Source organism: Paraburkholderia phymatum (assembly GCF_040965635.1).
GTDB lineage: Bacteria > Pseudomonadota > Gammaproteobacteria > Burkholderiales > Burkholderiaceae > Paraburkholderia > Paraburkholderia phymatum_B.
In genome coordinates, this window is sequence record NZ_JBFRCH010000001.1 from 604,270 (window position 1) to 631,207 (window position 26,938).

The following is a 26,938-nucleotide window of genomic DNA, read 5'->3' on the forward strand; positions in this document are numbered from 1 at the left end:
GAGTCAAATTGATGGAACAGTCTTGGCGAACCACAGGAGAGCATTCACGATGAAGACGAAAGCAGCAATCGCATGGAAAGCCGGCGCACCGTTGACGATCGAAGAAGTCGATCTCGAAGGGCCGCGTGCCGGTGAAGTGCTGATCGAAGTGAAGGCGACGGGCATTTGCCACACCGACTACTACACGCTGTCCGGTGCAGATCCCGAGGGCCTCTTCCCGGCCATTCTCGGTCACGAAGGCGCGGGCGTCGTCGTCGATGTGGGGCCGGGCGTCGGCACGCTGAAGAAGGGCGATCACGTGATTCCCCTCTACACGCCCGAGTGCCGCCAGTGCAAGTTCTGCCTCTCGCGCAAGACGAATCTTTGTCAGGCGATCCGCTCGACGCAAGGCAAGGGCCTGATGCCCGATTCGACGTCGCGCTTCTCGCTCGACGGCAAGCCGCTCTATCACTACATGGGCACGTCGACGTTCTCGAACTACATCGTCGTGCCGGAGATTGCCGTCGCAAAGATCCGCGAGGACGCACCGTTCGACAAGGTCTGCTACATCGGCTGCGGCGTGACGACGGGCGTCGGTGCCGTGGTCTATTCAGCGAAGGTGGAGGCGGGCGCGAACGTGGTCGTGTTCGGTCTGGGCGGCATCGGCCTCAATGTGATCCAGGGCGCCAAAATGGTAGGTGCTGACAGGATCATCGGTGTCGACATCAACCCGGGCCGCGTCGAACTGGCGAAGAAGTTCGGCATGACGCACTTCATCAACCCGAAGGAAGTCGAGAACGTCGTCGACCATATCGTGCAGCTCACCGATGGCGGCGCGGACTATTCGTTCGAATGCGTCGGCAATACGACACTGATGCGCCAGGCGCTCGAGTGCACGCACAAGGGCTGGGGCCAGTCGTTCATCATCGGCGTGGCGGCGGCGGGCGAAGAGATCAGCACGCGGCCGTTCCAGCTGGTGACGGGCCGCCAGTGGAAGGGCTCGGCGTTCGGCGGCGCGCGCGGCCGCACCGACGTGCCGAAGATCGTCGACTGGTACATGGAAGGCAAGATCAACATCGACGATCTGATCACGCATCACCTGAAGCTCGACCAGATCAACGAAGGCTTCGACCTGATGAAGAAGGGCGAGTCGATCCGCTCGGTGGTCATCTACTAAAGGAGCGCGCGATGCTCGAACTGATCGAATCGCATGCGTCGTTCGACGGGACGCAGCGTATCTACCGGCATGAGTCGAAGGCGATCGGGCTGCCGATGCGCTTCTCGGTCTTCATGCCGAAAGAGGCGTCGCAGCGGAAGGTGCCGGCGCTTTTCTACCTCGCCGGCCTGACCTGCACCGAAGAGACGTTCCCGATCAAGGCGGGCGCGCAGCGCTTCGCCGCGCAGCATGGCATCGCGCTGATCGCGCCCGATACGAGTCCGCGTGGCGCGGGCGTGCCGGGCGAGAGCGCGTCATGGGACTTCGGCGTCGGCGCGGGATTCTATGTCGACGCGACACAGGAGCAATGGTCGAAGCACTACCGGATGTACTCGTATGTGCGGGACGAACTGCGCGAAACGGTCGTCAAGGAACTGCCCGTCGATGGTGAAAGACTCGGCATCTTCGGTCATTCGATGGGCGGGCACGGCGCGCTGATGCTCGCGCTGCGCAATCCGGACATCTATCGGTCGGTGTCCGCGTTCGCGCCGATTGCCGCGCCGATGCGCTGTCCGTGGGGCGAGAAGGCGTTCAGCGGCTATCTCGGCGCGGATCGCGAGGCGTGGAAGCAGTACGACGCAAGCGAGCTGGTCGGCAGGGCGACACGCAAGTTCGCGCAAGGCATCCTGGTCGATCAGGGCCTCGCCGATCAGTTTCTCGCCGAGCAGCTCAACCCCGACGTGTTCGAGGCCGCCTGCAACGCGGCGGGGCAGCCGCTCACGCTGCGTCGGCATGAAGGCTACGACCACGGCTATTTCTTCATCTCGACATTCATCGAGGATCATCTCGCGCATCACGCGAACGTGTTGCTCGGCTAATCGTCAACGCGTCGAGGCCGCTGGTGCCTGAAGCAAAACGGGGTGGCTTTCAAGCCACCCCGTTTTTTATCTGCGCATATGTTGCGCCATCAGGCTCGCGCCATACACCAGCGCCGCGAGCAACGTGATCCAGAAGCTCGTCGGCCAGTCGGTGTAGAAAGCGAGCGTCACGCCGATCCACGCCTGCGCGAGCGCGAGCAGTGCAGCGACCACGAGCCCGACGGAAAGACGTGTCGACAGGTTTTGCGCCGCCGCCGCCGGTCCGACCATCAATGTAAATACGAGCAGCACGCCGACGATCTGCGTGCATGCGGCCACCGCGAGCGCGGCAATCGCCAGAAACAGCACCGACACGAGCCGCAGCGACACGCCCTTCGCTTCCGCCAGTTCCGGCTGCAAAGATGCGAACAGCAAAGGCCGCATGATTGCCGCCAACGCCAGCAGGCTGACGACGCCGAGCGCCGCGAGCACGGCGAGCGTCGCTGAACTGACGCCGAGCACGTTGCCGAACAGCAAGGCCGTGACCTGCGTCGCGTACGCGGTGAAGAAGTGCAGGAAAAGCAAACCGAAGCCGAGCGCCACCGACAGGATCACGCCGATTGCCACATCGCGGCCCGCGAGTTTTTCGCCGAGCGCGCCCATGCCGACGCCCGCCGCGAGCGTGAAGCCGATCATCCCCCAGATCGGCGAGACGCCGATCAGCACGGCGCCCGTCGCGCCCGTGAAGCCGACGTGCGACAGCGCGTGTCCCGCGAAGGTCTGCCCGCGCATCACGAGGAAGTAGCCGACGATGCCCGACAACACCGCGACAATCCCCGACGCTGCAAAGGCGTTCACCATGAAATCGTATTCAAACATCGTGCGTGTGTCCGTCGCGTGAGGCGTAATCGTGCGCATGTCCGTGGCCGTGCGCGTGGTCATGTGCATGCCCGTGGCTGTGCGGCTCGCCGTGATGATGATCGTCGTCTTCGTGCTCGTGATCGTGCTTCTCGACTTCGACGTCGCCCGACATCACGAAGATACGGCCGTTCACGCGCATCACTTCGATGGTCGAGCCGTAGAGGCGCGAGAGCACCGGCTTCGTGATCACTTCATCGACAGTGCCGAGCGCGGCGACGCCATTGCCGAGATACAGCACGCGATTGAGCGCATGCAGCAGCGGATTCAGCTCGTGCGCGGAGAACAGCACGGCGATGCCGAGTTCCGTCTGCACGCGCTTCACCAGTTCGACGACCGACTTCTGATGATGCGGATCGAGGCTGATCAGCGGCTCGTCGAGCAGCAGCAGGCGCGGATGGCCGAGCAGACATTGCGCGAGCAGCAGCCGTTGCCGTTCGCCGCCCGACAGTTCGGACAACGGCCTTGCAGCCAGCGCGCTGCCGCCCACAAGTTCGAGCACGCGATCGACGTCGGCGCGCGTCTTCGTATCGGCGTGGGGCAGGCCCCAGCGGTGCCCGTCGGCCGCCATCGCGACGAAATCGCGCCCACGCACGCGCCGGCCGGCGAGCGCGCTGCGCGTCTGCGGCATGTAGCCGATCGACGGATTGCCGCGCACCACGGGCTCGCCAAGCACGCGCACCGTGCCGCTTGCAGCGGGGACGAGCCCGAGCACCGAGCGCATCAGCGTCGTCTTGCCCGCGCCGTTCGGTCCGAGCACGCCGATGAACTCGCCCTGATTGATCGTGAAGCTGGTGTCGCGCAGGATCTTGCGGTCGCCGAGTTCGAGCGTCACGCGGTCCAGTTCGAGCACGGGCGCGTTGCCAGGCGATGCGGCGCGGCGAGGCATGTTCATGGGGTCTTTCCTTGGTTCGCGCTGCCGCCGTTGCCTGCGGCGAGTGCGTTTCCGAGCGCATCGAGCTGCGCCAGCATCCATTGCTGGAAGGTCTTGCCGGCGGGTTGCGTCTCGGTGACGCTGAGCGTCGGCACGTGCGATTGCTGCGCGACTTTCAGCATGCGTTTCGTGAGGGCTTCCGTTGCCTGGCTGTTATAGATCAGAATGCGCACGCGTCGCTCGCGAAGATCGCGCTCGAATGCTGCGATGTCCGATGCACTCGCTTCTGTGTCGTTCATCGCGGCAAGCTGAAAGCGCTGGTTACGCATATCGAGTCCGATCGCATCGGACATGTAGCCGAACACCGGCTCGGTTGCCGTCACGCTCGCGTGCGCGTACTGGCTGCGCAGCGCGGCGATCTTGTCGTTCATCGGCTTGAGCGAATCGAGAAACTTCGCGAGGTTCGCATCGTATACGGCCTTGTGCGACGGGTCGGCTGCTGCCAGCGCCGCGCTCACCGCGCGGGCGACGGCGGGCATCGTCGCCGGGTCGTACCACAGATGTGGATTGTCACCGCTCTTTTTGCCGACGAGATCGGCCGCGACGATCACCTTGCGCTTGTCGCTCTTCGACGCGTTCAGCAGCTTCGCCATCCACGGATCGTAATCGGCGCCGTTGTAGACGACAAGGCTCGCGCGCTGCAACGCGCGCGCCGTTTTCGGGCTCGCTTCGAACAGATGCGGGTCCTGGTCGGGATTGCTCAGGATGCTCGTCACGTCGACGCGGTCGCCTCCCAGTTGCTGCACGACGTCGCCATAAAAATTCTCCGCGGCGACCACGGGAATCTTCGCATCCTGAGCATGCGCGGCATGAGTAAATGCGACGGCCATCAGCGTCGAAGCGGCGGCGCGCGTCAGAAACTTCCACATCGGGTTGTTCTTCTTCATATCGGATTGACCTGTGGCTTGAGAGGCGTCGGGTTGAACGAAACGTGCGGGTGTCATGGATGAGCGTGCTTGCACGCCGCGCACAGCCCGCTCAGTTCGACGACCTGGTGATGCACTTCGAAACCGGGTGCGCTGTGCGACAACTGCGCGGCCACGCCGTCGCCGGGGATCTCAACCGTTTCGCCGCACGCTTCGCACATCAGGAACTGGCTCTGATGCGGCTCGCCCATCTGGCAACACGCGAAGTACGCATTCTTCGATTCGATCCGATGCACGAAGCCATGCTCGACGAGAAACTCGAGCACACGGTAGACCGTGGTCGGTGGAACGCGGCCGCGCTGTGGTTCCAGCCCTGCGAGCAGGTCATATGCGCCGACGGGGCGCTCGCTCTGCGCGATCAGCGTATAGACCTGGCGGCGCAGCGTCGTCAGTGCGAGGCCGCGCTCGGCCGCGAGCGCATCGGCGCGGGCCAGCTTGCGCGCGAGCTTGTCGACAGACGGCGCGGCCTGACCGCCGGGACAGGCCGCGTCATGGAAAGCGCGAGCATCGGATGAGCGGGCCATGTCACGACCTCCGGGCAGCATCGGAATGAACGAAGGCGCAATGATATAACGTATCTCGAAAAATTGTCATTGCCCGTTGCAAAGTCATCGCCGATTCTTAGAAAGAAGCGCCTATATCGCGAGCCTTTTGACGCTGCCGCGCTGCACCATCGAAATTGCGCGACGCGCCTTGACATGACCGGACGTGTATCCGATCATTCGATCACAATGAGAGCAATTGCTCGGAAAATGAGCGTTCGCTCATGCTGATTCGAAGAAGCAAACGAACCGGAGACAGGTTGTGACAGCCCGACTGCAAGGCAAAGTGGCGATTCTGACGGGCGCAGCGAGCGGTATCGGCGAGGCGGTGGCCCGCCGCTATCTCGAGGAGGGAGCGCGCTGCGTGCTGGTGGACGTGAAGCCGGCTGGCGAGTTCGCGTACGCGCTGCGCGAAACGGAAGCCGAGCGTGTGCAGACGATCAGCGCGGACGTGACACGCCGTGAAGACATTGCGCGCATCGTCGACGGGACGGTGCAGCGCTTCGGCCAGATCGACATTCTTTTCAACAACGCGGCGCTGTTCGATATGCGCCCGCTGCTCGACGAATCCTGGGACATCTTCGACAAGCTCTTCGCCGTCAACGTGAAGGGCATGTTCTTCCTGATGCAGGCCGTCGCGCAGCGCATGGTCGAGCAGGGACACGGCGGCAAGATCATCAACATGTCGTCGCAGGCGGGCCGCCGCGGCGAGGCGCTCGTGTCGCACTACTGCGCGACCAAGGCTGCCGTGCTGAGCTATACGCAATCGGCCGCGCTGGCGCTCGCGCCTCACAAAATCAACGTGAACGGCATTGCTCCGGGCGTCGTCGATACGCCGATGTGGGATCAGGTCGATGCCCTTTTCGCGCGTTACGAGAACCGGCCGCTCGGCGAGAAGAAGCGTCTCGTCGGTGAAGCGGTGCCGCTGGGCAGGATGGGGCTGCCTGCGGATCTGACGGGGGCGGCGTTGTTCCTCGCATCTTCGGATGCGGATTACATCACCGCGCAAACCCTGAACGTCGACGGCGGCAACTGGATGAGCTGACCGTCATTCATTCACCGGCATCCGATTTCCGGCGTCCTGCGCGCACCCGCCGGCCACGTACCAAAACGCACGTACGAATAAAGGAGACAAATTATGAAGCCCACCTTCAAACCCGCGCTCAATGTGTTCGGCGCCGCGGCGCTCGCGTGCGCCGCGTTCAGCGCGAACGCGGCGACCGTGACGATCGCGACGTTGAACAACCCGGACATGATCGAGCTGAAGAAGCTGTCGCCGGCATTCGAGAAAGCGAATCCCGACATCAAGCTGAACTGGGTGATTCTGGAAGAAAACGTGCTGCGTCAGCGCGCGACGACCGACATCACGACGGGCAGCGGCCAGTTTGACGTGATGACGATCGGCGCCTATGAAACGCCGCAGTGGGGCAAGCGCGGCTGGCTCGCGCCGCTCACGGGCCTGCCCGCCGATTACGACTTGAACGATGTCGTGAAGACGGCGCGCGACGGTCTTTCATACAACGGCACGCTGTACGCGCTGCCGTTCTACGTCGAAAGCTCGATGACGTACTACCGCAAGGATCTGTTCGCGGCGAAGGGCCTGAAGATGCCCGACAACCCGACGTATGACCAGATCGCCCAGTTCGCCGACAAGCTCACCGACAAATCGGCGGGCACCTACGGCATCTGCCTGCGCGGCAAGGCCGGCTGGGGCGAGAACATGGCGTATGTGACGACGCTCGTGAACACGTTCGGCGGCCGTTGGTTCGACGAAAAGTGGAATGCGCAGTTGAAGTCGCCCGAATGGAAAAAAGCCGTCTCGTTCTATACCGACCTGCTGAAGAAGGACGGGCCTCCGGGTGCGAGCTCGAACGGCTTCAACGAGAACCTCACGTTGATGTCGTCGGGCAAGTGCGCGATGTGGATCGACGCGACGGTCGCGGCGGGCATGCTCTACAACAAGCAGCAATCACAGATCTCAGACAAGGTCGGCTTCGCGGCCGCGCCGACCCAGGCGACGCCGAACGGCTCGCATTGGCTGTGGGCATGGGCGCTCGCGATTCCGAAGTCCTCGAAGCAGGCCGATGCCGCGAAGAAGTTCATCACGTGGGCGACGTCGAAGCAGTACATCGAACTCGTCGCGAAGGATGAAGGCTGGGCCTCGGTGCCGCCGGGCACGCGCCAGTCGACGTATGCGCGTCCCGAGTACAAGCAGGCCGCGCCGTTCGCCGACTTCGTGCTGAAGGCCATCGAAACGGCTGACCCGAACCATCCGACGGCCAAGCCGGTGCCGTACACAGGCGTGCAGTTCGTTGGCATCCCTGAGTTCCAGTCGTTCGGCACGGTGGTCGGTCAGAGCATCTCGGGCGCCATCGCGGGCCAGATGTCCGTCGATCAGGCGCTCGCAGCCGGCAACGCGACAGCAGACCGCGCCGTCAAGCAGGCCGGCTACCAGAAATAACGATGAAGTGAAAAGGGGCACGTCGTTTGCGTTTCCCCTGGCGCAAGCGGCGTACCCAGCCCCTAGCCTCGAAACCAGGCCGTAACGATGTAACGCACCGGCTGACTGCGCACCGTCAGCCGGACCCTGGCAGCACAGCGAGTCGCAAGCCCCGCGACCCGCGCACTACCGAAGAGGTGGTCCATCATGCGTCTTCATTTGCGTCTACCCCTCATGCACGCACAACCCCAGCCCCAAACAGAACACGAGCGAGAGGAGCGCAAGGCCGCGCACGCGCGCTGGCTCGTTTCGCCATCCGTAGGCCTCCTCGTGCTGTGGATGACGATACCGCTCGCGATGACGATCTGGTTTTCGTTCTCGCGCTACAACCTGCTGAATCCGGATGAAAAAGGTTTCACGGGTATCGACAACTACAAATTCCTCGCCAGTGATCCTGCATTCGGTCCGTCGATCCTGCACACGCTGCAACTGATCGTCGCCGTGCTGGTCATCACCGTGGTCGGCGGCGTGCTGATGGCGGTGCTGTTCGACCGTAAGTTCTATGGGCAGGGCATTGCGCGGCTGCTCGCGATCGCACCGTTCTTCGTGATGCCGACGGTGAGCGCGCTGATCTGGAAGAACATGATCCTGCACCCGGTATATGGCCTCGTCGCGCAGGGCATGCGTTCGATCGGCCTCACACCCGTCGACTGGTTCGCCGACTATCCGTTGACGGCCGTGATCATCATCGTCGCGTGGCAGTGGCTGCCGTTCGCGTTCCTCATTCTGTTCACGGCGATCCAGTCGCTCGACCAGGAGCAGAAGGAAGCGGCGAAGATCGACGGCGCTGGTCCGTTCTCGATGTTCTTCTTCATCACGCTGCCGCACCTGAGGCGGGCGATCGCCGTGGTCGTGATGATGGAAACCATTTTCCTGCTGTCGATCTTCGCCGAAATCTACACGACGACGGGCGGCGGTCCGGGCAACGCGACGACTAACCTGTCGTACCTGATCTACGCGCTGGGCCTGCAACAGTTCGACGTCGGCCTCGCATCGGCAGGCGGGATTCTCGCCGTGGTGCTCGCGAATATCGTTTCGTTCTTCCTCGTGCGCATGCTCGCGAAGAACCTGAAAGGGGAGTATGAAAAATGAGCCAGGTTGCCGCTACACCCGTTACGACGACTCAGTCGTCGGCCGCTTCGCCGCTCGCCGTCATCCGGCGCAGCATTCCCGGCATCATCGCGTGGCTGCTCGCGTTGCTGCTGTTCTTCCCGATCTTCTGGATGACGATCACGGCATTCAAGACCGAGCAGCAGGCGTACGCGTCGTCGCTCTTCTTCGTGCCGACGCTCGACAGCTTCCGCGAGGTGTTCGCGCGCAGCAATTACTTCGGCTTCGCGTGGAACTCGATCCTGATCTCGGTCGGCGTGACGCTGCTGTGCCTGATCCTCGCCGTGCCGTGTGCGTATGCGATGGCGTTCTTCCCGACCCGACGCACGCAAAAAGTGCTGCTGTGGATGCTGTCGACGAAGATGATGCCGTCCGTCGGCGTGCTGGTGCCGATCTATCTGCTGTGGAAGAACAGCGGACTGCTCGATACCGTCACGGGCCTCGTGATCGTCTATACGCTGATCAATCTCCCGATCGCCGTGTGGATGGCGTTCACGTACTTCGCCGAAATACCGCGCGACATTCTCGAAGCGGGACGCATCGATGGCGCCGCGACGTGGCAGGAGATCGTCTATCTGCTGATGCCGATGGCGCTGCCGGGGCTCGCGTCGACGGCGCTCCTGCTCGTGATTCTGTCGTGGAACGAGGCATTCTGGAGCATCAACCTGTCGAGTTCGAACGCCGCGCCGCTCACTGTATTCATCGCGTCGTATTCGAGCCCTGAAGGCCTGTTCTGGGCGAAGCTGTCGGCGGCGTCGCTGCTGGCCGTCGCTCCTATCCTGATCGTCGGCTGGGTTTCGCAGAAGCAGCTGGTGCGCGGCCTTACGTTCGGGGCGGTCAAGTGACGGATATCAGAACCGACGCGAAGCTGGCTTTGATTTGCGATTGCGACGGCGTGCTGATCGACAGCGAAGCCGTCGCGGCCGCGATGCTCGTGCACGAGCTCGAAGCGCGCTGGCCCGACGCCGACGTGGCGCCCGTCGTGATGCCGTTGCTGGGCTTGCGCATCGAGAGCGTGCTGCAAGGCACGGCGACGCAACTGGGCAAGACGTTGACGCCCACGGACATCGCCGCGATTCGCATCGCAGTCGAAGCCGCAGCCGTGAAGGCGCCGATGGTCGACGGCATCGAGGCGGCGCTCGCGAGCATTCCGCTCACGAAGGCCTGCGCGAGCAACAGCTTTCGCGCGTACGTCGAAGCGGCGCTGGCGCGCACGGGCCTCGTCCGGCATTTCGGCAACCGGCTGTTTTGCGCGGATGCCGTCGCGCAACCGAAGCCCGCGCCCGACGTCTATCTTGCCGCCGCGCGCGGACTGGGCGTGAGCGCCGACGCATGCCTCGTCATCGAGGACAGCGTGACGGGCGTGACGGCGGCGACGGCGGCGGGCATGACGGTGTATGGATTCATCGGCGGCGGCCATGCGAGCGACGAGCAGATCGGCGCGCTGCACCGCGTGGGCGCGCAACAGGTATTCGACGACATGAGGCAATTGCCGGGACTGGTCGCGGACTGGATGCAGCGCATAACGGTCGCGTGAAGATCGCATGAAGGTCGCGTGATGATCGGACGGGCATCGCACGAAGCACGCTTTCCGGCAAAGCGATTGAACGTAGTAGAGAAGCAGCAACTATTTTGCATGGGACGGAAGTAGACGCTAAAGCGCGAACGTCCGTCGACAATGGAGACACATCATGGCAAGCGTAACTCTGCGCAACATCAGAAAGGCCTACGACGACAACGAGGTGATGCGCGACATCAACCTCGACATTCAGGACGGCGAGTTCGTTGTGTTCGTCGGGCCGAGCGGCTGCGGCAAGTCCACGCTGATGCGGATGATCGCCGGCCTCGAAGACATCACGGCCGGCGATCTGCAGATCGACGGCACGCGCATGAACGACGTGCCGCCCGCCAAGCGCGGCATTGCGATGGTGTTCCAGTCGTACGCGCTGTATCCGCATATGACGCTGTACGACAATATGGCGTTCGGCCTCAAGCTCGCGGGCACGAAGAAGCCGGAGATCGACGCCGCCGTGCGCAACGCCGCGAAGATCCTGCACATCGATCATCTGCTCGAACGCAAGCCGAAGCAGCTGTCGGGCGGCCAGCGGCAGCGCGTCGCGATTGGCCGCGCGATCACGCGCAAGCCGAAGGTGTTCCTCTTCGACGAACCGCTGTCGAACCTCGATGCCGCGCTGCGCGTGAAGATGCGCCTCGAATTCGCGCGTCTGCACGACGAGCTCAAGACGACGATGATCTACGTCACGCACGATCAGGTCGAGGCGATGACGCTCGCGGACAAGATCGTCGTGCTGTCGGCGGGCAATCTGGAGCAGGTGGGCAGCCCGAACACGCTGTATCACGCGCCTGCTAACCGCTTTGTCGCGGGCTTCATCGGCTCGCCGAAGATGAACTTCCTCGAAGGCGTCGTGCAGTCGGTGTCGGCGAACGGCGTGCTCGTGAAGTACGAAACGGGCGAGACGCAGCTCGTGCTGGTCGAAGCGGGCCGCGCGAAAGAGGGCGACAAGGTGACGGTCGGCATCCGGCCCGAGCATCTGCATATCGACGTGGCGGACTATGGCGTGTCGGCGCGCATCATGGCCGTCGAATCGCTCGGCGATGCGGCGTATCTGTACGCCGAAAGCAGCGTCGCGCCCGATGGCCTGATCGCGCGCATTCCGCCGCTTGAACGGCACGAGAAAGGCGCGACGATCCGGCTCGGCGCAACGCCCGATCATTGCCATCTGTTCAACAGCGACGGCCAGGCGTTCCAGCGCAAGATCGTCGAGGTGCTTGCGGCCTGATTGAACGAGCCTGGTGCTGAACCAACGCTGTTCGAACGCATAGATACGGGCGCCGTTGTTCCGCTGTTGCCGCAAAGGTGACGGCGGACAACGGCGCCTCGCTTTTGCAGACTCAGACTTATCCGATATTTCCGCGACCTATTCCATATCAAAATTGTGCATCGTCTGACGGGACGCCTGAGGCCAAGCGGCCCGACGCGTTCTGTCGATTTCCCGTCCATCCCCGTCGAATACGCCTCAACGCGATTGCAATCCGAATCGCGCGTGCATGTGCGTGCCGCCGACGACCCGAGACGCCATGCACAACATCCCCGCCTTTCCGCAACAAGAAACCGTTACGACATCGACTGCCGGGAACACGGTCGACAATCCGGTCGAAAATGCGCTTGCGCTTCATCGCGCGGGCCGGTTCGATTGCGCCGAACAGGCATATCGCGCGATTCTGGACGCGCAGCCGTGCGACGCGAGCACGCTCTACATGCTGGGCGTGCTGTACCTGCAGCGCGAGGACATCGAGCGCGCGATCGAACGCTTCGATGCGGCGCTCGCGCTGGACCCGCACGATGCGGATTGCCTGATCGATCGCGGCATCGCGGCCCTCGCGCGCGGCGACGATGAAGGCGCGGAGCGATTCTTCAGCAAGGCCGTCGAGTACGCGCCGCAACATGCGCTGGCGCACAGCAATCTCGGCAAGGTGCGACGGCGCATGGGCAAGGGTGAAGAGGCGCTGGCCAGTTTCCAGCGGGCCGTTGAACTGGAGAGCGATCTCTTCGAAGCGGCGCTCGGCCGTGCGGATCTGCTCGAAGAACTATCGCGTCCGCACGAGGCGGTTGCTGCCTATCAGTATGTGGAGCAATTGGCGCCGCAGGACATGCGGGGGCTGCGCGGACTGGGCGTAACGTTGAACGCGGCGCGCCGGCATACGGAGGCGGCCGACGTTTTTCAACGCGCATTGCAGCAGGAGCCGCACGATATCCACGCGCTGTTCGGCCTCGCATTCGCAACGGATGCGCAACTGAAGTTCGACGACGCGCTTGCGATCTACACTCGCGCGCTGGAGATCGCGCCAGACTCGCCGACGCTGCACAACAACGTGGCCTTCACGCTGACGTGTCTGTCGCGCTACGACGAAGCCGACGATCATCTGCGCCGCGCGATCGAACTCAGTCACGACCTATCCAACGCATACAAACTGCTCGGCATGTCCGAATTGCGGCGCGGGAATTTCCGCCGTGGCTGGTCGTATTACGAGCATCGCAAGACCACGCCGGGCGGCCTGCTCGACTACCCGAAGCTCGGCATGCCCGAATGGCAGGGCGAGCCGATCGGCGGCAAGCGCTTTCTGCTCGCGCGCGAGCAGGGTGCCGGCGATCAGTTGCAGTTCATCCGTTATGCCGATGTGCTGCGCGATCTCGGCGCCACCGTCGACGTGTGGACCAGCAACGAACTGGCGCCTCTCATCTCCCGCATGCCCGGTGTGAACCGCGTGGTGACGAGCCAGCCCGACGGCGGCTACGACTACACCTGCCGCATGATGAGCGTGCCCGCGTGGCTTGCCGACGACACGATCCCGAACGCGGTGCCGTATCTGTCGGCGGATGCGGCGCAGGTCGCCGTCTGGCGCGAGCGGCTCGGGCAAGCTGCGGGCGAGCGCAAGAAGATCGGGCTCGTGTGGGCGGGCAATCCGCAGCACTATCTTGACGTGTACCGTTCGGCGCCTCTCGCGGCGCTCGAATCGCTCGCGTCGGTGCGCGGCCTCGCATGGTTCGCCATGCAGAAGGGCACGGCGGAGGCGCAGCTCGACGGGCTCGCGCATCGCTGGCCGATCTGCGCGCTCGGTCAGCTGCTGAACGACTTCGACGCGACGGCGGCCGTCATCGAGTGTCTGGATCTCGTCATCACCGTCGATACATCCGTTGCGCATCTGGCGGGCGCGCTCGGCAAGCCGGTGTGGGTGATGCTGCCGAAGCAGGCCGACTGGCGCTGGATGATGTCGGGCGAGAACAACCCGTGGTATCCGACTGCGCGTCTTTTCAGGCAGCAGGTGTTAGGCGACTGGACGCCTGTGATCGAATCGCTGCGCAGCGCACTCGAAGCGCCTTGAGCGATTCAGGCGCTCCGATCGCTTCGAGCCGCGCTAGCTTCCTCCCATCAAGCGCGTGACGCGACGGACACATCCGCGCCGTGATTCAGCGCGGTGCGCGCGCACAGCTCGTCGGTGACGAGTCCCGACAGCCAGCCGCCCTTGAGCGCGGCAATCACCGCATCGCGCTTGCGCTCGCCGCCCGCGAAACCGATCACGGGACGCTTCGGCGGCGAATCGAGCCGCAAGCTCGTCACGCGGCGGCCCGTCGGCGATTCGACGCGCGCGCCGTCGGCATCGATGGGCAGGCCGAGCAATTCGGCGACGGCGCCCAGCGACACCAGTTCCTCCACCTCATCCGACGTGATGAAGCCGTCCTCATGGAGCGGACAATGCAAGCCGATATTGCCGATGCCGACGAACGCCACATCCGCCTCGCCCGACAGCGACTCGACGATCCGGTACAGACGGTGATTGCACCACTGCGCGCGTTCCGCTTCGCTGTCGGCGATCAGCGGCGCGGGCAGCAGGAAGTGCTTGCCGCCTGTTTTCTCGGAGATGTGCAGGGCGACGTCGTAGCGGTTCGACGAGCCGTCCTGCGCGATCGCGCCGACCATCGACACGAGCCGATGCTGCGGCCGCTCCAGTTGCGCGACCTGATCGACGACGGCCTTCAGCGTACGCCCGCTGCTCACGGCGACGACCATCGGCCGTTCTTCGCCGAGATAGCGTTCCATCACCTGCGCGCCCGCGACGGCGAGCTTGCGGTCGATCTCTTCGGGGTTGTCGTTGTCGACGGGCACGACTTCGCACATCGACAGCCCGTAGCGCTTCGACAACTGCGCGGCGAGCGACAGGCAGTCCGCAAGCTGATGATCGACGCGCACGCGGATCAGGTTCTTCTCGACGGCGAACGCGACCAGCCGCTGCGCGACGGGCCGCGACACCTGCAGTTTTTCGGCGATCTCGTTCTGCGTATTGCCGGCGACGTAGTAGAGCCACGCGGCGCGCGTCGCGAGATCGAGCTTTTCAGTGGACTTGGGCACGATGGGTTCGCTCAGGATTGCGCCGAAGCGCGTAACACCAGGAAGCCCGCATCGGTCGTTCTGGTGTGCTGCATGCCGTACGCATTCGTCGTAGTGCGCATCACGGACTCACTACGCGGCGTTCGCGTCGCGCGCGGGCGCGAACATCGGCTTCACGTGCCGATACAGCGCGCGATAGCTGGCGAGCCGCTCGCGCAGCACGGCATGACGCCGCGCGTTCGGCGTGAATTCGATTTCGACGGGCGGCTTGGTCAGCACCGTCGACGGATCGCCGCCCGCCGCGAGCCAGCCCAGACGCGCCGCGCCCAGCGCCGCGCCCGTTTCGCCGCCGCCATGCTTGCGCGTCGCCGTGTTCAGCGAATCGGCGAGCAGTTGCGCCCAGTAGTTGCTGCGCGCGCCACCGCCCAAGAGCGACAGCGCGCTCACTTCGGTGCCCGCCGCGCGCAACGCGTCGAGCCCGTCCGTCAGCGCGAGCGTCACGCCTTCGAGCACCGCATAGCCGAGCAGCGCGCGATCGGTCGCGTGCGTCATGCCGAAGAACACGCCTTGCGAATACGGATCGTTGTGCGGCGTGCGCTCGCCGGACAGGTACGGCAGGAAGAGCGGCGCAGTCGCGAGCGCGTCGTCGGGCAGCTTTTCGACTTCGGCGAGCAGCGTCGGCTCATCAGTCGACGTCAGCTTGCAGACCCAGCGCAGGCAGCTTGCAGCCGACAGCACCACGCTCATCTGATGCCAGCGGTCGGGAATCGCATGACAGAACGCGTGCACAGCCGACTCCGGATTCGGCCTGAAGCTGTTGCCGATCACGCACAACACGCCCGACGTGCCGAGCGACACGAAGCCGTCGCCCGGCTGCGTCGCGCCGATGCCGATCGCGCTCGTCGCATTGTCGCCGCCGCCCGCCGCGACCACGACGGGCTCGCGCAAGCCCAGCTCGCGCGCGAGTTCGGGACGCAGCATGCCCGACGGCGCACTGCCTTCCGCGAGACGCGGCATATGCGAGCGATTCAGATCGCAGGCGGCAAGCAGCGTATCGGACCAGTCGCGCCGCGCGACGTCGAGCCATAGCGTGCCCGCTGCATCGGATGGATCGGAGACTTTGTCGCCCGTCAGTTGAAGGCGCAGATAGTCCTTGGGCAGCAGCACGCAGGCCGTCTGCCTGAAGATTTCCGGCTCGTGGCGCGCGACCCACAGCAGCTTGGGCGCGGTGAAGCCGGGCATCGCCAGATTGCCGGCGATGCGATGCAGGTCCGGCGCGCGCCGGTACAGCTCATCGCACTCCTCGACGGCGCGCATGTCGTTCCACAGGATCGCGGGACGCAGCACGCGGTCTTCGTTGTCGAGCAGCACCGCGCCGTGCATCTGTCCCGACAGCCCGATGCCGCGAATCTGCGCGAACTGTTCAGGGTAACGGTCGCGCAATGCGAAGAGGGCGGTGCGCGTGCCTTGCCACCAGTCGGACGGGTTCTGTTCCGACCAGCGCTGATGCGGACGCGAAACGGTGAACGGGGAGCCTGCCGTGCCGATCACGCGTCCGTCGGACGCGAGCAGCAGAACTTTCACTTCGGACGTGCCGAGGTCGATGCCGAGATACATGGGCGCGAAACCTTCGTCGGTAGGAGATGCGCTACTTTAGCCGCATGCCGCTGGCGATGCCATGCGCAATAGACCTGACGCATTGCAGGCTTCGAAAGCGGCGATCAATGGGAACGGCCGCGCGTGGAGGCAGCATCACGCGCGGCCATGCTGTCGTGTGTCGAGCAAGGCGACGTCGACGGCCTCAGCGACTTCGTTCAGCCGAGTTCGGCAAGCCAACTTCAGCCGGCCGAGTTCAGCCGGCCGAGTTCAGCGAGCCAACTTCAGCCGGCCGATATCAGCCAGCTTCAAGCGCCGCGCCTCGCGAGCCACGCATCGACGCGTTCGAGCGCCGCACGCACCACTTTTTCGAGCGAAGCCGTGCCCGCCATGCTGCCCCAGAGCAGACGGTCCGCGCAATAAGCCTGCACCGGATCGGATGCCTTGAAGAAGCCGCGCGCAACGCTCTCGTCCATCACGCCGTCCTGATACGTGTACGTCAACTGGCCGCGCTGCCATCTGTCGAGAAAGCGGAAGAAGAGGGCGGGCAACATCGCCGTCGCGTTCGGCTCGACTTTGCGCTCGAAGCACTCGGACAGCGTCGGCGCGATGAAGCCGGGAATCTTCGAGAAGCCATCGGCGGCGACGCGCTGATTCGTGTCCTGGATATAAGGATTGCCGAAGCGTTCGAGCACGACATCGCGGTACTTCGCGAGATCGAGCGGACTCGGCGTGAGGCAGGGGATCACGTCTTGCGTCACGTAGTCGTGCGCGAACTGGCGGATCTCGGGATCGAGCGTGCCCTCATGGATATACGAGAGACCGGCCAGCGTGCCCGCCCACGCGATGCAGCTGTGCGTTGCATTCAGAATGCGGATCTTCGCCTCCTCATACGGCAGCACCGATTCGACCAGCTCCGCGCCGACCAGCTCCCACGCCGGCCGCCCGGCGACGAAGTGATCCTCGATCACCCATTGGATGAACGATTCGCCCATCACGGGGCACGCGTCGTCGATGCCCGTCGCCGCCTTCACGCGCTCGCGTACATCGGGTGTCGGGCGCGGCGTGATCCGGTCGACCATCGAGTTCGGGCATGCCGTGTTCGCATCGAACCATTGACGCAGCGCGCTCGAGCCGCGCCGCTCCAGGAACTCGGTCATGCCCGCGCGGAAACGCTCTCCGTTGCTGCGCAGGTTGTCGCAGGTCTGCAGCGTGACGGGGCCGGCGCCGCGCTGCATACGCGCTTCGAGAATCGCGGCGAGCGCGCCGTAGATCGTGGTGCGCGCGCCGCTCAGATCGGCGGACAGATCGGGATTCGCCGTGTCGAGCTTGTCGTGTTCGTCGAGGTAGTAGCCGCCTTCCGTCACAGTGAACGCGATGATCCTGCACGCGGGATCGGCGCCCGCTTCGACGAGCCCATCGAGATTCGCCGACCACGGCACCACACGCTTGATCGAGCGGATCGTCTCATAGTCGCGCTTGCCTTGCGGCGTGACGGTTTCGAGCGTGTAGGCGCCGTTTTGCGCGGCCAGCGCATCGGCGACGGCATTCATGTCGCTGCGGATATTGCCGACCGTGAGCGACCAGTGCGTGTCGCCAGGCTGACTCGCTTCGTTGAGCCGGTGCAGATACCACGCCTGATGCGCGCGATGAAACGATCCCGCGCCGATGTGCAGAATCACCTGCGCGCTTGCCTCGTTACTCGCGCCGCTGCTTTGGCCGCTGTTCATGTGCGTCTCCTGTGTCGACCCGGGTTGGCATGTCGACGGGCGTTGGCGCTTTCGCGCTGACTCCCGTTCCGTGCGTTGCCCGGGTCCGATGCTAGTGAAGTCTTATGTGCACGGTCTTTCGCGTGCGTTACTTGGGATAAGTCTAGAAGCTGTCTCTCGGCGGCATGAGCCGACGACTCGAAGCGAAGAGCATTTGCTCTCAACGTGAACTAATGATCGTATCCGGCCGATCGAAAGTCAAGGCGAAGGACGATGCTTTTTTACGGCGAATCGTTGCGCAGCGCGGCGGGACGGGATTTTCAACGGCTCATGCGCTACCCGTCAGACGTTGGAAAGCGGTCGATCGGCCAGCTGTTGCATTGCATCAAATTTGACAGCCAGAAGGCCAGGACTAACCCGAATGCAAAAAAGTATCAGTAGGCGGTCTCATTTCTAGTGGCCGCGACTGCGCTCGGGGTCTAACTTTCGCTACACAAAAGCAATGAACCCGATGGCGCTCGCGCAAGACCTGAACGCAATGCGCCGGACGAAGCAACAGGAGGAGGACCGACGTGCAACCCGATCTCGAACTGGTGAGCGTGCGCCGCGACGAGTCGTTCAAGGCGTGGTATCACGGCTTTCCGTACCGCACGGTGCGCTGGCATTTCCATCCGGAATTCGAAATCCATCTGATCGTCGCGACGACGGGCAAGATGTTCGTCGGCGACTACATCGGCAGTTTCGCGCCGGGCAATCTCGTGCTGATGGGGCCGAACCTGCCGCACAACTGGGTCAGCGAAGTGCCCGAAGGCGTGACGATCGCGCAACGCAATCTCGTCGTGCAGTTCGGCCAGGACTTCGTCGCGCATTGCACTGAGAGCTTCCCTGAATGGCGCACGCTCGAAGCGCTGCTCGCCGATTCACGGCGCGGCGTGTCGTTCGGCGCGCAGACGAGCGCCGCGATCCAGCCGCTCTTCATGGAGCTGCTCGAAGCGCGCGGCCTGCGCCGCATCGTGCTGTTCCTGTCGATGATGGAAATCCTGCTGAACGCGAGCGACCGCGAACTGCTCGCGAGCCCCGCGTATCAGAGCGACCCGACCAGCTATGCGTCGACGCGCATCAACCACGTGCTGTCGTATATCGGCAAGAACCTCGCGTCGGAGCTGCGCGAATCCGATCTCGCGCAACTCGCGGGGCAGAGCGTGAGCGCCTTCTCGCGATACTTCCGCCGCCATACGGGACTGCCGTTCGTGCAGTACGTGAACCGCATGCGCATCAATCTCGCGTGTCAGCTGCTGATGGATGACGAACTGAGCGTCACCGACATCTGCTACAAGGTCGGCTTCAACAACCTGTCGAACTTCAACCGGCAGTTTCTCACGGCGAAGGGCATGGCCCCGTCGAAGTTCCGACGCTTCCAGCAACTGAACGACGCGAGCCGCACCGCTTCCGAAGCCGCGGCGGCGCTCGGCAAGGGCATCGCGAACGCGCCTTCGATCGTTCCCGCCGTGCAGGCGCGCAGCCATGCGCACGCTCAGCCACGCGCCGCGCCCTCGGCGTATCCGCCTCTGGGTTCGCCCGTCGCCACGACATAGAGCACTTCAGCATCACCGACGTTTCACCTGCTCATCGCGCTGCAAACCGCGCGAGGGACGCACTCATCCTCATAAACGGAGACAACCATGACGCACACCACTTCGCACCCTTCGCACCCTTCGCGCACATTGCGCCTGCGTGCCGCGCTGACCTTCGCCGCCGTGATGCTCGGCGCGCCGCTTCTTGCACCGGCGAGCGCGAACGCCGCGCCGCTCAAAATCGGCATGACGTTCCAGGAACTCAACAACCCGTACTTCGTGACGATGCAAAAAGCGCTGAACGATGCGGCCGCATCGATCGGTGCGACGGTCGTCGTCACCGATGCGCATCACGACGTGAGCAAGCAGGTGAGCGACGTCGAAGACATGCTGCAGAAGAAGATCGACATTCTGCTCGTGAATCCGACCGATTCGACGGGTATCCAGTCGGCCGTGACGTCGGCGAAGAAAGCGGGCGCCGTGGTCGTCGCCGTCGATGCGAACGCGAACGGTCCCGTCGATTCGTTCGTCGGCTCGAAGAATTTCGACGCGGGGCAGATGTCGTGCGAGTACCTCGCGAAAGCGATCGGCGGCAGCGGCGAAGTGGCGATTCTGGACGGCATTCCCGTCGTGCCGATTCTCGAACGCGTGCGCGGCTGCAAGGCGGCGCTCTCGAAGTTCCCCAACGTGAAGCTCGTCGATACGCAGAACGGCAAGCAGGAGCGCGCGACCGCGCTGTCCGTCACCGAGAACATGATCCAGGCGCATCCGAACCTGAAGGGCGTCTTCAGCGTGAACGACGGCGGCTCGATGGGCGCATTGTCCGCGATCGAATCGTCGGGTAAGGACATCAAGCTGACGAGCGTCGACGGCGCGCCCGAAGCGATCACCGCGATCCAGAAGCCGAACTCGAAGTTCATCGAAACGTCCGCGCAATTCCCGCGTGATCAGATCCGTCTTGCGATCGGCGTGGCGCTCGCGAAGAAGTGGGGCGCCAATGTGCCGAAGGCGATTCCCGTCGACGTGAAGCTCGTCGACAAGGACAACGCGAAGGGCTTCAGCTGGTAAGCGATGTGTTGCGTATGCAGTGACGCTTGTTTCTTCAAGCAAGCGTCACTGCATGAACAAGGAAACGCGATGGACACGGTTCTCAAACTCGACAACATCACGAAGAGCTTTCCGGGCGTGAAGGCGTTGCAGCGCATTCATCTCGAGATCGCGCGCGGCGAGATTCACGCGCTGCTCGGCGAGAACGGCGCGGGCAAGTCGACGCTGATGAAGATCCTGTGCGGCATCTATCAGCCCGACGACGGCACGATCGTGATCGACGGCGAAGCGCGACACTTTGCGAACTATCACGATGCCGTCGCGGCGGGCGTCGGTATCGTGTTTCAGGAGTTCAGCCTGATTCCGTACCTGAACGCCGTCGAGAACATGTTCCTCGGACGCGAACTGCGCAATCGCTTCGGCATGCTCGATCGCGCGCGGATGCGGCGCGCGGCGGCTGAGATATTCGAGCGACTCGGCGTCGCGATCGATCTGTCCGTGCCGATTCGCGAGTTGTCCGTCGCGCAGCAGCAGTTCGTCGAAATCGGCAAGGCGCTGTCGCTGAACGCGCGCATCCTGATTCTCGACGAACCGACCGCGACGCTCACGCCCGCCGAAGCCGAGCATCTGTTCACGATCATGCGCGACCTGAAGCGGCATGGCGTCGCGATGATTTTCATCTCGCACCACCTCGAAGAGATTTTCGAAGTGTGCGACCGCATCACGGTGCTGCGCGACGGTCAGTATGTCGACATGACGGATGTGGCGAAGACGGATGTCGGCCGGCTCGTCGAGATGATGGTGGGGCGCAAGATCGAAAGCAGCTTTCCGCCGAAGCCCGCGCTGCCCGCCGATGCGAAGGTCGTGCTCGAAGTGAACGCATTGCAGTTGCACAAGGACGGCCACGTGAACCGCTTCACGCTGCGCGAAGGCGAAATACTCGGCTTTGCGGGACTCGTCGGCTCGGGGCGCACGGAGACGGCGCTCGCCGTCATCGGCGCGGATGCGGCGCACGTGAAGGACATTCGCATCAACGGCGCGCCGGCGAATCTGTCCGATCCCGCCGACGCATTGAAATCGGGCATCGGCATCCTGCCCGAAAGCCGCAAGACGGAAGGGCTGATCACGTCGTTCTCGATCAAGCAGAACATCTCGATCAACAACCTCGGCAAGTACCGCACCTCGCGCTTCTTCATCGATCACGGCAGCGAAGCGCGCGCAACCGCGGACATCATGAAGCGCGTCGGCGTAAAGGCACCGACGATGAACACCGAAGTCGTGACGCTGTCGGGCGGCAATCAGCAGAAAGTGGTGATCGCGCGCTGGCTCAATCACCACACCAACATACTGATCTTCGACGAACCGACGCGCGGCATCGACGTCGGCGCGAAAGCGGAAATCTATCTGCTGATGCGCGAACTCACTGCGCGTGGCTACTCGATCATCATGATCTCGTCGGAACTGCCGGAGATCGTCGGCATGTGCGATCGCGTCGCCGTGTTCCGGCAAGGGCGCATCGAAGCGATGCTCGAAGGCGACCAGATCGAATCGAATGCCGTGATGACTTATGCAACCGCTGGTGCAACAGCCGGCACTCGTGGAGCAACACAGCATGAACACGCCTGACACTTCCCCCAAGACATCGACCGTCGCGTCCAATACCCCAGGTGCACCGTTACGCCTGAACTGGTCGAGCATCAAACGCTCGACGCTGTTCTATCCGTTCATCGGTTTGCTCGTCGTGTGCATCGCGATGGTGTTCGCGAGCGACAGCTTTCTGTCGGCAGCGAACCTGGAGAACGTGCTGCGTCAGGTGTCGATCAACGCGATCATCGCAGTCGGCATGACGGCCGTGATCCTGACGGGCGGCATCGACCTGTCCGTCGGTTCCGTGATGGCGCTCTCCGGCACGCTCGCGGCGGGCCTGATGGTGGCGGGGCTCAACGGCGTTGCGGCGATCGCGATCGGCATTGCCGTCGGGCTCGGCTTCGGCTTCGGGAACGGCTTCTTCGTTGCGTTCGCGGGCATGCCGCCCATCATCGTCACGCTCGCGACGATGGGCATTGCGCGCGGCCTCGCGCTGATCTACACGGGCGGCTATCCGATCGACGGCCTGCCCGATTGGGTGAGCTTCTTCGGCAGCGGCAAGGTGTTCGGCATTCAGGCACCCGTGCTGATCATGCTCGTCGTCTATGCGATCGCGTGGCTGCTGCTCGAACGCATGCCGTTCGGACGCTACGTGTACGCGATCGGCGGCAACGAGCAGGCGACGCGTCTTTCCGGCGTGCGCGTCGCTCGCGTGAAGCTGATCGTCTACACGCTTGCGGGGCTCACTTCATCGTTCGCGGCCATCGTGCTCACGTCGCGCTTGATGAGCGGCCAGCCGAATGCAGGCGTCGGCTTCGAGCTCGATGCGATTGCTGCGGTCGTGATGGGTGGCACGTCGATTTCGGGCGGACGCGGCTCGATCATCGGCACGCTGATCGGCGCGCTGCTGCTCGGCGTGCTGAACAACGGGCTCAACATGGTCGGCGTGAATCCATACGTGCAGAACGTGATCAAGGGCGGAATCATTCTGCTCGCGATCTACATCAGCCGCGACCGCAAGAAGTGAATTCCCTTTCCACTCTTTCACCACTCTTCTCCATTCTTCGCAGGGCAATGCAATGACCTCTCAGGACATCACCAAAAGCATGACGGCGATCGTGTGCCACGCGCCGAAGGACTATCGCGTCGAACGCGTGACGAAACCGCAGGCGCGCGCGCATGAACTCGTGATTCGCATCGCGGCATGCGGCATCTGCGCGAGCGACTGCAAATGCCATTCGGGCGCGAAGATGTTCTGGGGCGGCCCGAGCCCGTGGGTCAAGGCGCCTGTGATTCCCGGCCATGAATTCTTCGGCTACGTCGAAGAACTCGGCGAAGGCGCAGCCGAACACTTCGGCGTGAAGAAGGGCGATCGCGTGATTGCCGAGCAGATCGTGCCGTGCGGTAAATGCCGCTACTGCAAGTCCGGCCAGTACTGGATGTGCGAAGTGCACAACATCTTCGGCTTCCAACGCGAGGTTGCGGACGGCGGGATGGCCGAATACATGCGCATTCCGCCGACGGCCATCGTCCACAAGATTCCCGACGGCATCTCGCTCGAAGATGCAGCGATCATCGAGCCGCTTGCGTGCGCGATTCACACGGTCAATCGCGGCGACATCCAGCTGGACGATGTCGTCGTGATTGCGGGCGCGGGGCCGCTCGGTCTGATGATGACGCAAGTCGCGCACCTGAAAACGCCGAAGAAACTCGTCGTCATCGATCTCGTCGACGAGCGTCTCGAACTCGCGCGCGAATACGGCGCGGACGTGACGATCAATCCGAAGAAGGACGATGCGCTCGCCGTCATCCAGTCGTTGACGGAGAACTACGGCTGCGACGTCTACATCGAAACGACGGGCGTGCCTGCAGGCGTGAATCAGGGCATGGACCTCATTCGCAAGCTCGGGCGTTTTGTCGAGTTTTCCGTGTTCGGAGCCGAGACTACAATGGACTGGTCGATCATCGGCGACCGCAAGGAACTCGATGTGCGCGGCGCGCATCTCGGGCCTTACTGCTATCCGATTGCGATCGACCTGCTGGCGCGTGGGCTCGTCACATCGAAAGGCATCGTCACGCATGGCTTCTCTCTCGAAGAATGGAACGAAGCGATCAAGGTCGCGAACTCGCTCGATTCGATCAAGGTGCTGATGAAGCCGGCCCGATAGTCCCGTGCCTGATCCGTCATTCCGAAGGAAAACAGACAGTGCGCGTCGCAAGGACGCGCACACGGAGACACTATGAATTACGTCATCGGCGTCGATATAGGCACGCAGAGCACGAAGGCCGTGCTCGTCGACCAGAACGGCGCAATCGTCGCGCAGCATTCGAGCAGCTATCACCCGGATACGCCGAAGCCGTTGTGGGCAGAGCAGTGGCCGACGGTGTGGATGAAGGCCGTCGTCGAGTGCATTGCGCGCTGTGTCGCGAAAGCGCGCGACGCGGGCGTCGCGTCGAATGCGATCAAGGCCGTGTGCGTGAGCAGCCTGTATGGCGGCTCCGGTATTCCCGTCGATAGCGAAATGAAGCCGTTGTATTCGTGCCTGATCTGGATGGACCGGCGTGCGACGGCTCAGGTCGAGTGGGTGCGCAACAACGTCGATCTCGAACGTCTCCATGCGATCACGGGTAATGGCGTCGACAGCTATTACGGCTATACGAAGATGCTGTGGCTGCGCGAGAACGAGCCGAACGTATGGGCCAATACGCGCTTCTTCCTGCCGCCGAATGCGTACGTGATCTATCTGCTGACGGGCGAAGTGGCCGTCGATCACAGTTCGGCGGGCAACATCGGCGGCGTGTATGACATCGCGAAGCGCGACTGGTCAGATGAAGCGCTCGACATGCTCGGCATTCCCGCCACGATGATGCCCGAGCATCTCGTCGAATCGTCGGAAGTGGTGGGCGGTCTGCTGTCGCAATGGACGGAGCAGCTCGGACTCGAAGCCGGCACGGCGATCGTCGCGGGCGGCGTCGATGCGGCAATGGCTACCTACGCGGCGGGCGTCACGCGCGCGGGCCAGCATGTCGCGATGATCGGCACGAGCATGTGCTGGGGCTATATCAACCAGAGCGTCGATGCGCGGCACGGTCTCGTCAGCATGCCGCATGTATTCAACGGCCAGCACGACATCTATGTGTTCGGCGGTGCGATTACGGCGGGCGCATCGGTGACGTGGTATCGCGAGCAGTTCTGTCAGGCGGAAATCGAAGCGGCGAAGGCGATACCGGATGGCGATCCGCATCAACTGCTCGAAGAAGACGCGGCGCACATACGGGCGGGCTCGGACGGCGTGATGTTCCTGCCGTATCTGATGGGCGAGCGCAGCCCCGTGTGGGACGCGAAGGCGAGCGGCGCGTTCGTCGGCCTGAGTCTTTATCACACGCGCGCGCATCTGTATCGCGCGGTGCTCGAAGGCGTCGCGTTCGCGTTGCAACACAACATCGTCGCGGGGCGCAAGGGCGCGAAGTCGCTCGACGACAAGCTGATCGTCGTCGGCGGCGCGGCGCATTCGGACCTGTGGATGTCGATCATCGCGGACGTCACCGGCTTTCCCGTCTACACGATCGAACAGGAGGTGGAAGCGCCGTTGGGCGCGGCGCTGCTGGCTGCATACGGCGTGAAGCTGATCTCGCAGGAAGCGGCGCGCGGCGGGTGGGTCAGACTCGTCGAGCGTGCGAAACCTGATCTTGCGCGCCAGGCCTTGTACGCGGAGCGCTTTTCCATCTACACGGATCTGTATCCGGCACTGAAGCCCGTCATGCATCGGCTGCAAGCGAAATGAACGCGACCTTCGATTTTTCCGGACGCTCGTACCTCGTGACGGGCGCATCGAGCGGCATCGGCCGCGTGACCGTTGAGCTACTGCGCGCGAGCGGCGCGCAAGTCGTCGCGGCGGCGCGCAACGTCAACGAGCTTGCGAGGCTCGCGGAGGAGACGGGCTGCGAGCCGCTGGTTTTGGATGTCGGCGATGAAGGTGCGATTGATGACGCGCTCGGGTCGCTCGATGTCGTCTTCGACGGTCTCGTGAATTGTGCCGGCACGACGGTGCTCGAACGCGCGATCGATACGACGGCGGCGAGCTTCGACAGCGTGATGAACGTGAACGCGCGCGGCGCGGCGCTGGTCGCGCGACATGTGGCGCGCGGGATGATCGATGCGAAGCGGTCGGGCAGCATCGTCAACGTGTCGAGCCAGGCGGCGCTCGTCGGACTCGACGATCATCTGAGCTACTGCGCGTCTAAGGCGGCGATGGATGCGATCACACGTGTGCTGTGCGTCGAGCTTGGGCCGCATGACATACGTGTGAACAGCGTGAATCCGACCGTGACCTTGACGCCGATGGCCGTGAAGGCGTGGAGCGAACCGGCGAAACGCGATCCCGCATTGCAGGCGATTCCGTTGAAGCGTTTCGCGCAGCCGCGCGAGGTGGCCGAGCCGATTTTGTTTTTGCTAAGCGATGCGGCTTCGATGATCAGCGGCGTGACGTTGCCGATCGATGGTGGGTATACGGCGAGGTGATGCTGTTGGGGTTTTTGCATTTATCGCTGGCATCCGCGATGCGCCTCGCGGCGCGGGCGTTGCCCCTGTGCG

Annotated in this window: 23 protein-coding genes; 16 read left to right on the top strand and 7 right to left on the bottom strand. The window is 63.6% G+C overall.

All coding sequences use genetic code 11. The annotated features are described in order from the left end of the window. The first annotated feature begins 49 nt into the window (after positions 1 to 49). Positions 50 to 1,156 (top strand): S-(hydroxymethyl)glutathione dehydrogenase/class III alcohol dehydrogenase, encoded by a 1,107-nt coding sequence (locus AB4Y32_RS02745; RefSeq protein ID WP_368719855.1) that lies wholly within the window; start codon positions 50 to 52, stop codon positions 1,154 to 1,156. 11 nt (positions 1,157 to 1,167) lie between these two features. Continuing rightward, positions 1,168 to 2,013, top strand: coding sequence for an S-formylglutathione hydrolase (fghA, locus tag AB4Y32_RS02750; RefSeq protein ID WP_368719856.1), 846 nt, complete (start codon positions 1,168 to 1,170; stop codon positions 2,011 to 2,013). A 66-nt stretch (positions 2,014 to 2,079) separates the two neighbouring features. On the opposite strand, the gene AB4Y32_RS02755 is transcribed toward fghA, so the two are convergent. From AB4Y32_RS02755 to AB4Y32_RS02770, 4 genes are read right to left on the bottom strand one after another with little or no spacing between them, the layout of a single operon-like run. Then, a complete protein-coding gene (locus tag AB4Y32_RS02755) occupies positions 2,080 to 2,871 on the bottom strand; it encodes a metal ABC transporter permease (protein WP_368719857.1) in 792 nt (263 codons plus the stop codon). Next, entirely contained in the window at positions 2,864 to 3,805 is a 942-nt protein-coding gene (locus tag AB4Y32_RS02760) for an ABC transporter ATP-binding protein (RefSeq protein ID WP_368719858.1), read from the bottom strand. Before AB4Y32_RS02760 ends, AB4Y32_RS02755 begins: the two co-directional genes overlap by 8 nt. Further along, positions 3,802 to 4,731 carry a metal ABC transporter solute-binding protein gene (locus AB4Y32_RS02765; RefSeq protein ID WP_368719859.1) on the bottom strand — a complete coding sequence of 310 codons (930 nt, stop codon included), beginning with the start codon at positions 4,729 to 4,731 and terminating at the stop codon, positions 3,802 to 3,804. The genes AB4Y32_RS02760 and AB4Y32_RS02765 overlap by 4 nt, the downstream gene beginning before the upstream one ends. Before the next feature lie 53 nt (positions 4,732 to 4,784). Further along, positions 4,785 to 5,294, bottom strand: coding sequence for a Fur family transcriptional regulator (locus AB4Y32_RS02770; protein ID WP_368719860.1), 510 nt, complete (start codon positions 5,292 to 5,294; stop codon positions 4,785 to 4,787). Positions 5,295 to 5,574: 280 nt separating this feature from the next. On the opposite strand from AB4Y32_RS02770, the gene AB4Y32_RS02775 reads away from it, so the two are divergent. From AB4Y32_RS02775 to AB4Y32_RS02805, 7 genes are all read left to right on the top strand, one after another. Beyond that, on the top strand, positions 5,575 to 6,357 hold the full coding sequence (locus AB4Y32_RS02775) for an L-iditol 2-dehydrogenase (protein WP_368719861.1): 783 nt from the start codon (positions 5,575 to 5,577) through the stop codon (positions 6,355 to 6,357). Between the two features lie 93 nt (positions 6,358 to 6,450). Continuing rightward, positions 6,451 to 7,773, top strand: coding sequence for a sugar ABC transporter substrate-binding protein (locus AB4Y32_RS02780; RefSeq protein WP_368719862.1), 1,323 nt, complete (start codon positions 6,451 to 6,453; stop codon positions 7,771 to 7,773). Between the two features lie 186 nt (positions 7,774 to 7,959). Then, positions 7,960 to 8,904 carry a carbohydrate ABC transporter permease gene (locus tag AB4Y32_RS02785; RefSeq protein WP_368719863.1) on the top strand — a complete coding sequence of 315 codons (945 nt, stop codon included), beginning with the start codon at positions 7,960 to 7,962 and terminating at the stop codon, positions 8,902 to 8,904. After that, positions 8,901 to 9,767, top strand: coding sequence for a carbohydrate ABC transporter permease (locus AB4Y32_RS02790; protein ID WP_368719864.1), 867 nt, complete (start codon positions 8,901 to 8,903; stop codon positions 9,765 to 9,767). The genes AB4Y32_RS02785 and AB4Y32_RS02790 overlap by 4 nt, the downstream gene beginning before the upstream one ends. Then, entirely contained in the window at positions 9,764 to 10,459 is a 696-nt protein-coding gene (locus AB4Y32_RS02795; RefSeq protein WP_368719865.1) for an HAD family hydrolase, read from the top strand. The genes AB4Y32_RS02790 and AB4Y32_RS02795 overlap by 4 nt, the downstream gene beginning before the upstream one ends. 154 nt (positions 10,460 to 10,613) lie before the next feature. Beyond that, a complete protein-coding gene (locus AB4Y32_RS02800; RefSeq protein WP_368719866.1) occupies positions 10,614 to 11,723 on the top strand; it encodes an ABC transporter ATP-binding protein in 1,110 nt (369 codons plus the stop codon). Between the two features lie 298 nt (positions 11,724 to 12,021). Next, positions 12,022 to 13,827, top strand: coding sequence for a tetratricopeptide repeat protein (locus tag AB4Y32_RS02805; protein WP_368719867.1), 1,806 nt, complete (start codon positions 12,022 to 12,024; stop codon positions 13,825 to 13,827). Positions 13,828 to 13,874: 47 nt separating this feature from the next. On the opposite strand, the gene AB4Y32_RS02810 is transcribed toward AB4Y32_RS02805, so the two are convergent. The 3 genes from AB4Y32_RS02810 to dalD form a co-directional block, all read right to left on the bottom strand. Beyond that, positions 13,875 to 14,852, bottom strand: coding sequence for a sugar-binding transcriptional regulator (locus AB4Y32_RS02810; RefSeq protein WP_368719868.1), 978 nt, complete (start codon positions 14,850 to 14,852; stop codon positions 13,875 to 13,877). 111 nt (positions 14,853 to 14,963) lie between these two features. Next, positions 14,964 to 16,448: a xylulokinase gene (gene xylB, locus AB4Y32_RS02815; RefSeq protein WP_368719869.1), complete on the bottom strand. Its 1,485-nt coding sequence runs from the start codon at positions 16,446 to 16,448 to the stop codon at positions 14,964 to 14,966. Between the two features lie 287 nt (positions 16,449 to 16,735). Further along, positions 16,736 to 18,157 carry a D-arabinitol 4-dehydrogenase gene (dalD, locus tag AB4Y32_RS02820; protein ID WP_368719870.1) on the bottom strand — a complete coding sequence of 474 codons (1,422 nt, stop codon included), beginning with the start codon at positions 18,155 to 18,157 and terminating at the stop codon, positions 16,736 to 16,738. 551 nt (positions 18,158 to 18,708) lie between these two features. Between dalD and AB4Y32_RS02825 the strand changes: the two genes are divergently transcribed. The 7 genes from AB4Y32_RS02825 to AB4Y32_RS02855 all read left to right on the top strand — a co-directional run bounded on the left by AB4Y32_RS02825 (position 18,709) and on the right by AB4Y32_RS02855 (position 26,866). Then, complete coding sequence (locus AB4Y32_RS02825) at positions 18,709 to 19,731, top strand: AraC family transcriptional regulator (RefSeq protein WP_368719871.1); 1,023 nt, start codon at positions 18,709 to 18,711, stop codon at positions 19,729 to 19,731. Between the two features lie 87 nt (positions 19,732 to 19,818). Continuing rightward, on the top strand, positions 19,819 to 20,778 hold the full coding sequence (locus AB4Y32_RS02830) for an ABC transporter substrate-binding protein (RefSeq protein ID WP_368719872.1): 960 nt from the start codon (positions 19,819 to 19,821) through the stop codon (positions 20,776 to 20,778). 69 nt (positions 20,779 to 20,847) lie between these two features. Then, entirely contained in the window at positions 20,848 to 22,383 is a 1,536-nt protein-coding gene (locus tag AB4Y32_RS02835) for a sugar ABC transporter ATP-binding protein (protein ID WP_368719873.1), read from the top strand. Continuing rightward, positions 22,370 to 23,371: an ABC transporter permease gene (locus tag AB4Y32_RS02840; RefSeq protein WP_368719874.1), complete on the top strand. Its 1,002-nt coding sequence runs from the start codon at positions 22,370 to 22,372 to the stop codon at positions 23,369 to 23,371. The genes AB4Y32_RS02835 and AB4Y32_RS02840 overlap by 14 nt, the downstream gene beginning before the upstream one ends. A gap of 52 nt (positions 23,372 to 23,423) precedes the next feature. Continuing rightward, positions 23,424 to 24,512, top strand: coding sequence for an alcohol dehydrogenase catalytic domain-containing protein (locus AB4Y32_RS02845; RefSeq protein WP_368719875.1), 1,089 nt, complete (start codon positions 23,424 to 23,426; stop codon positions 24,510 to 24,512). 72 nt (positions 24,513 to 24,584) lie between these two features. Then, the gene (locus AB4Y32_RS02850) at positions 24,585 to 26,129 is read left to right on the top strand and encodes an FGGY-family carbohydrate kinase (protein WP_368719876.1); all 1,545 of its coding nucleotides are present in this window, start codon (positions 24,585 to 24,587) and stop codon (positions 26,127 to 26,129) included. Beyond that, positions 26,126 to 26,866 carry an SDR family oxidoreductase gene (locus AB4Y32_RS02855; protein WP_368719877.1) on the top strand — a complete coding sequence of 247 codons (741 nt, stop codon included), beginning with the start codon at positions 26,126 to 26,128 and terminating at the stop codon, positions 26,864 to 26,866. Before AB4Y32_RS02850 ends, AB4Y32_RS02855 begins: the two co-directional genes overlap by 4 nt. Positions 26,867 to 26,938 lie beyond the last annotated feature (72 nt).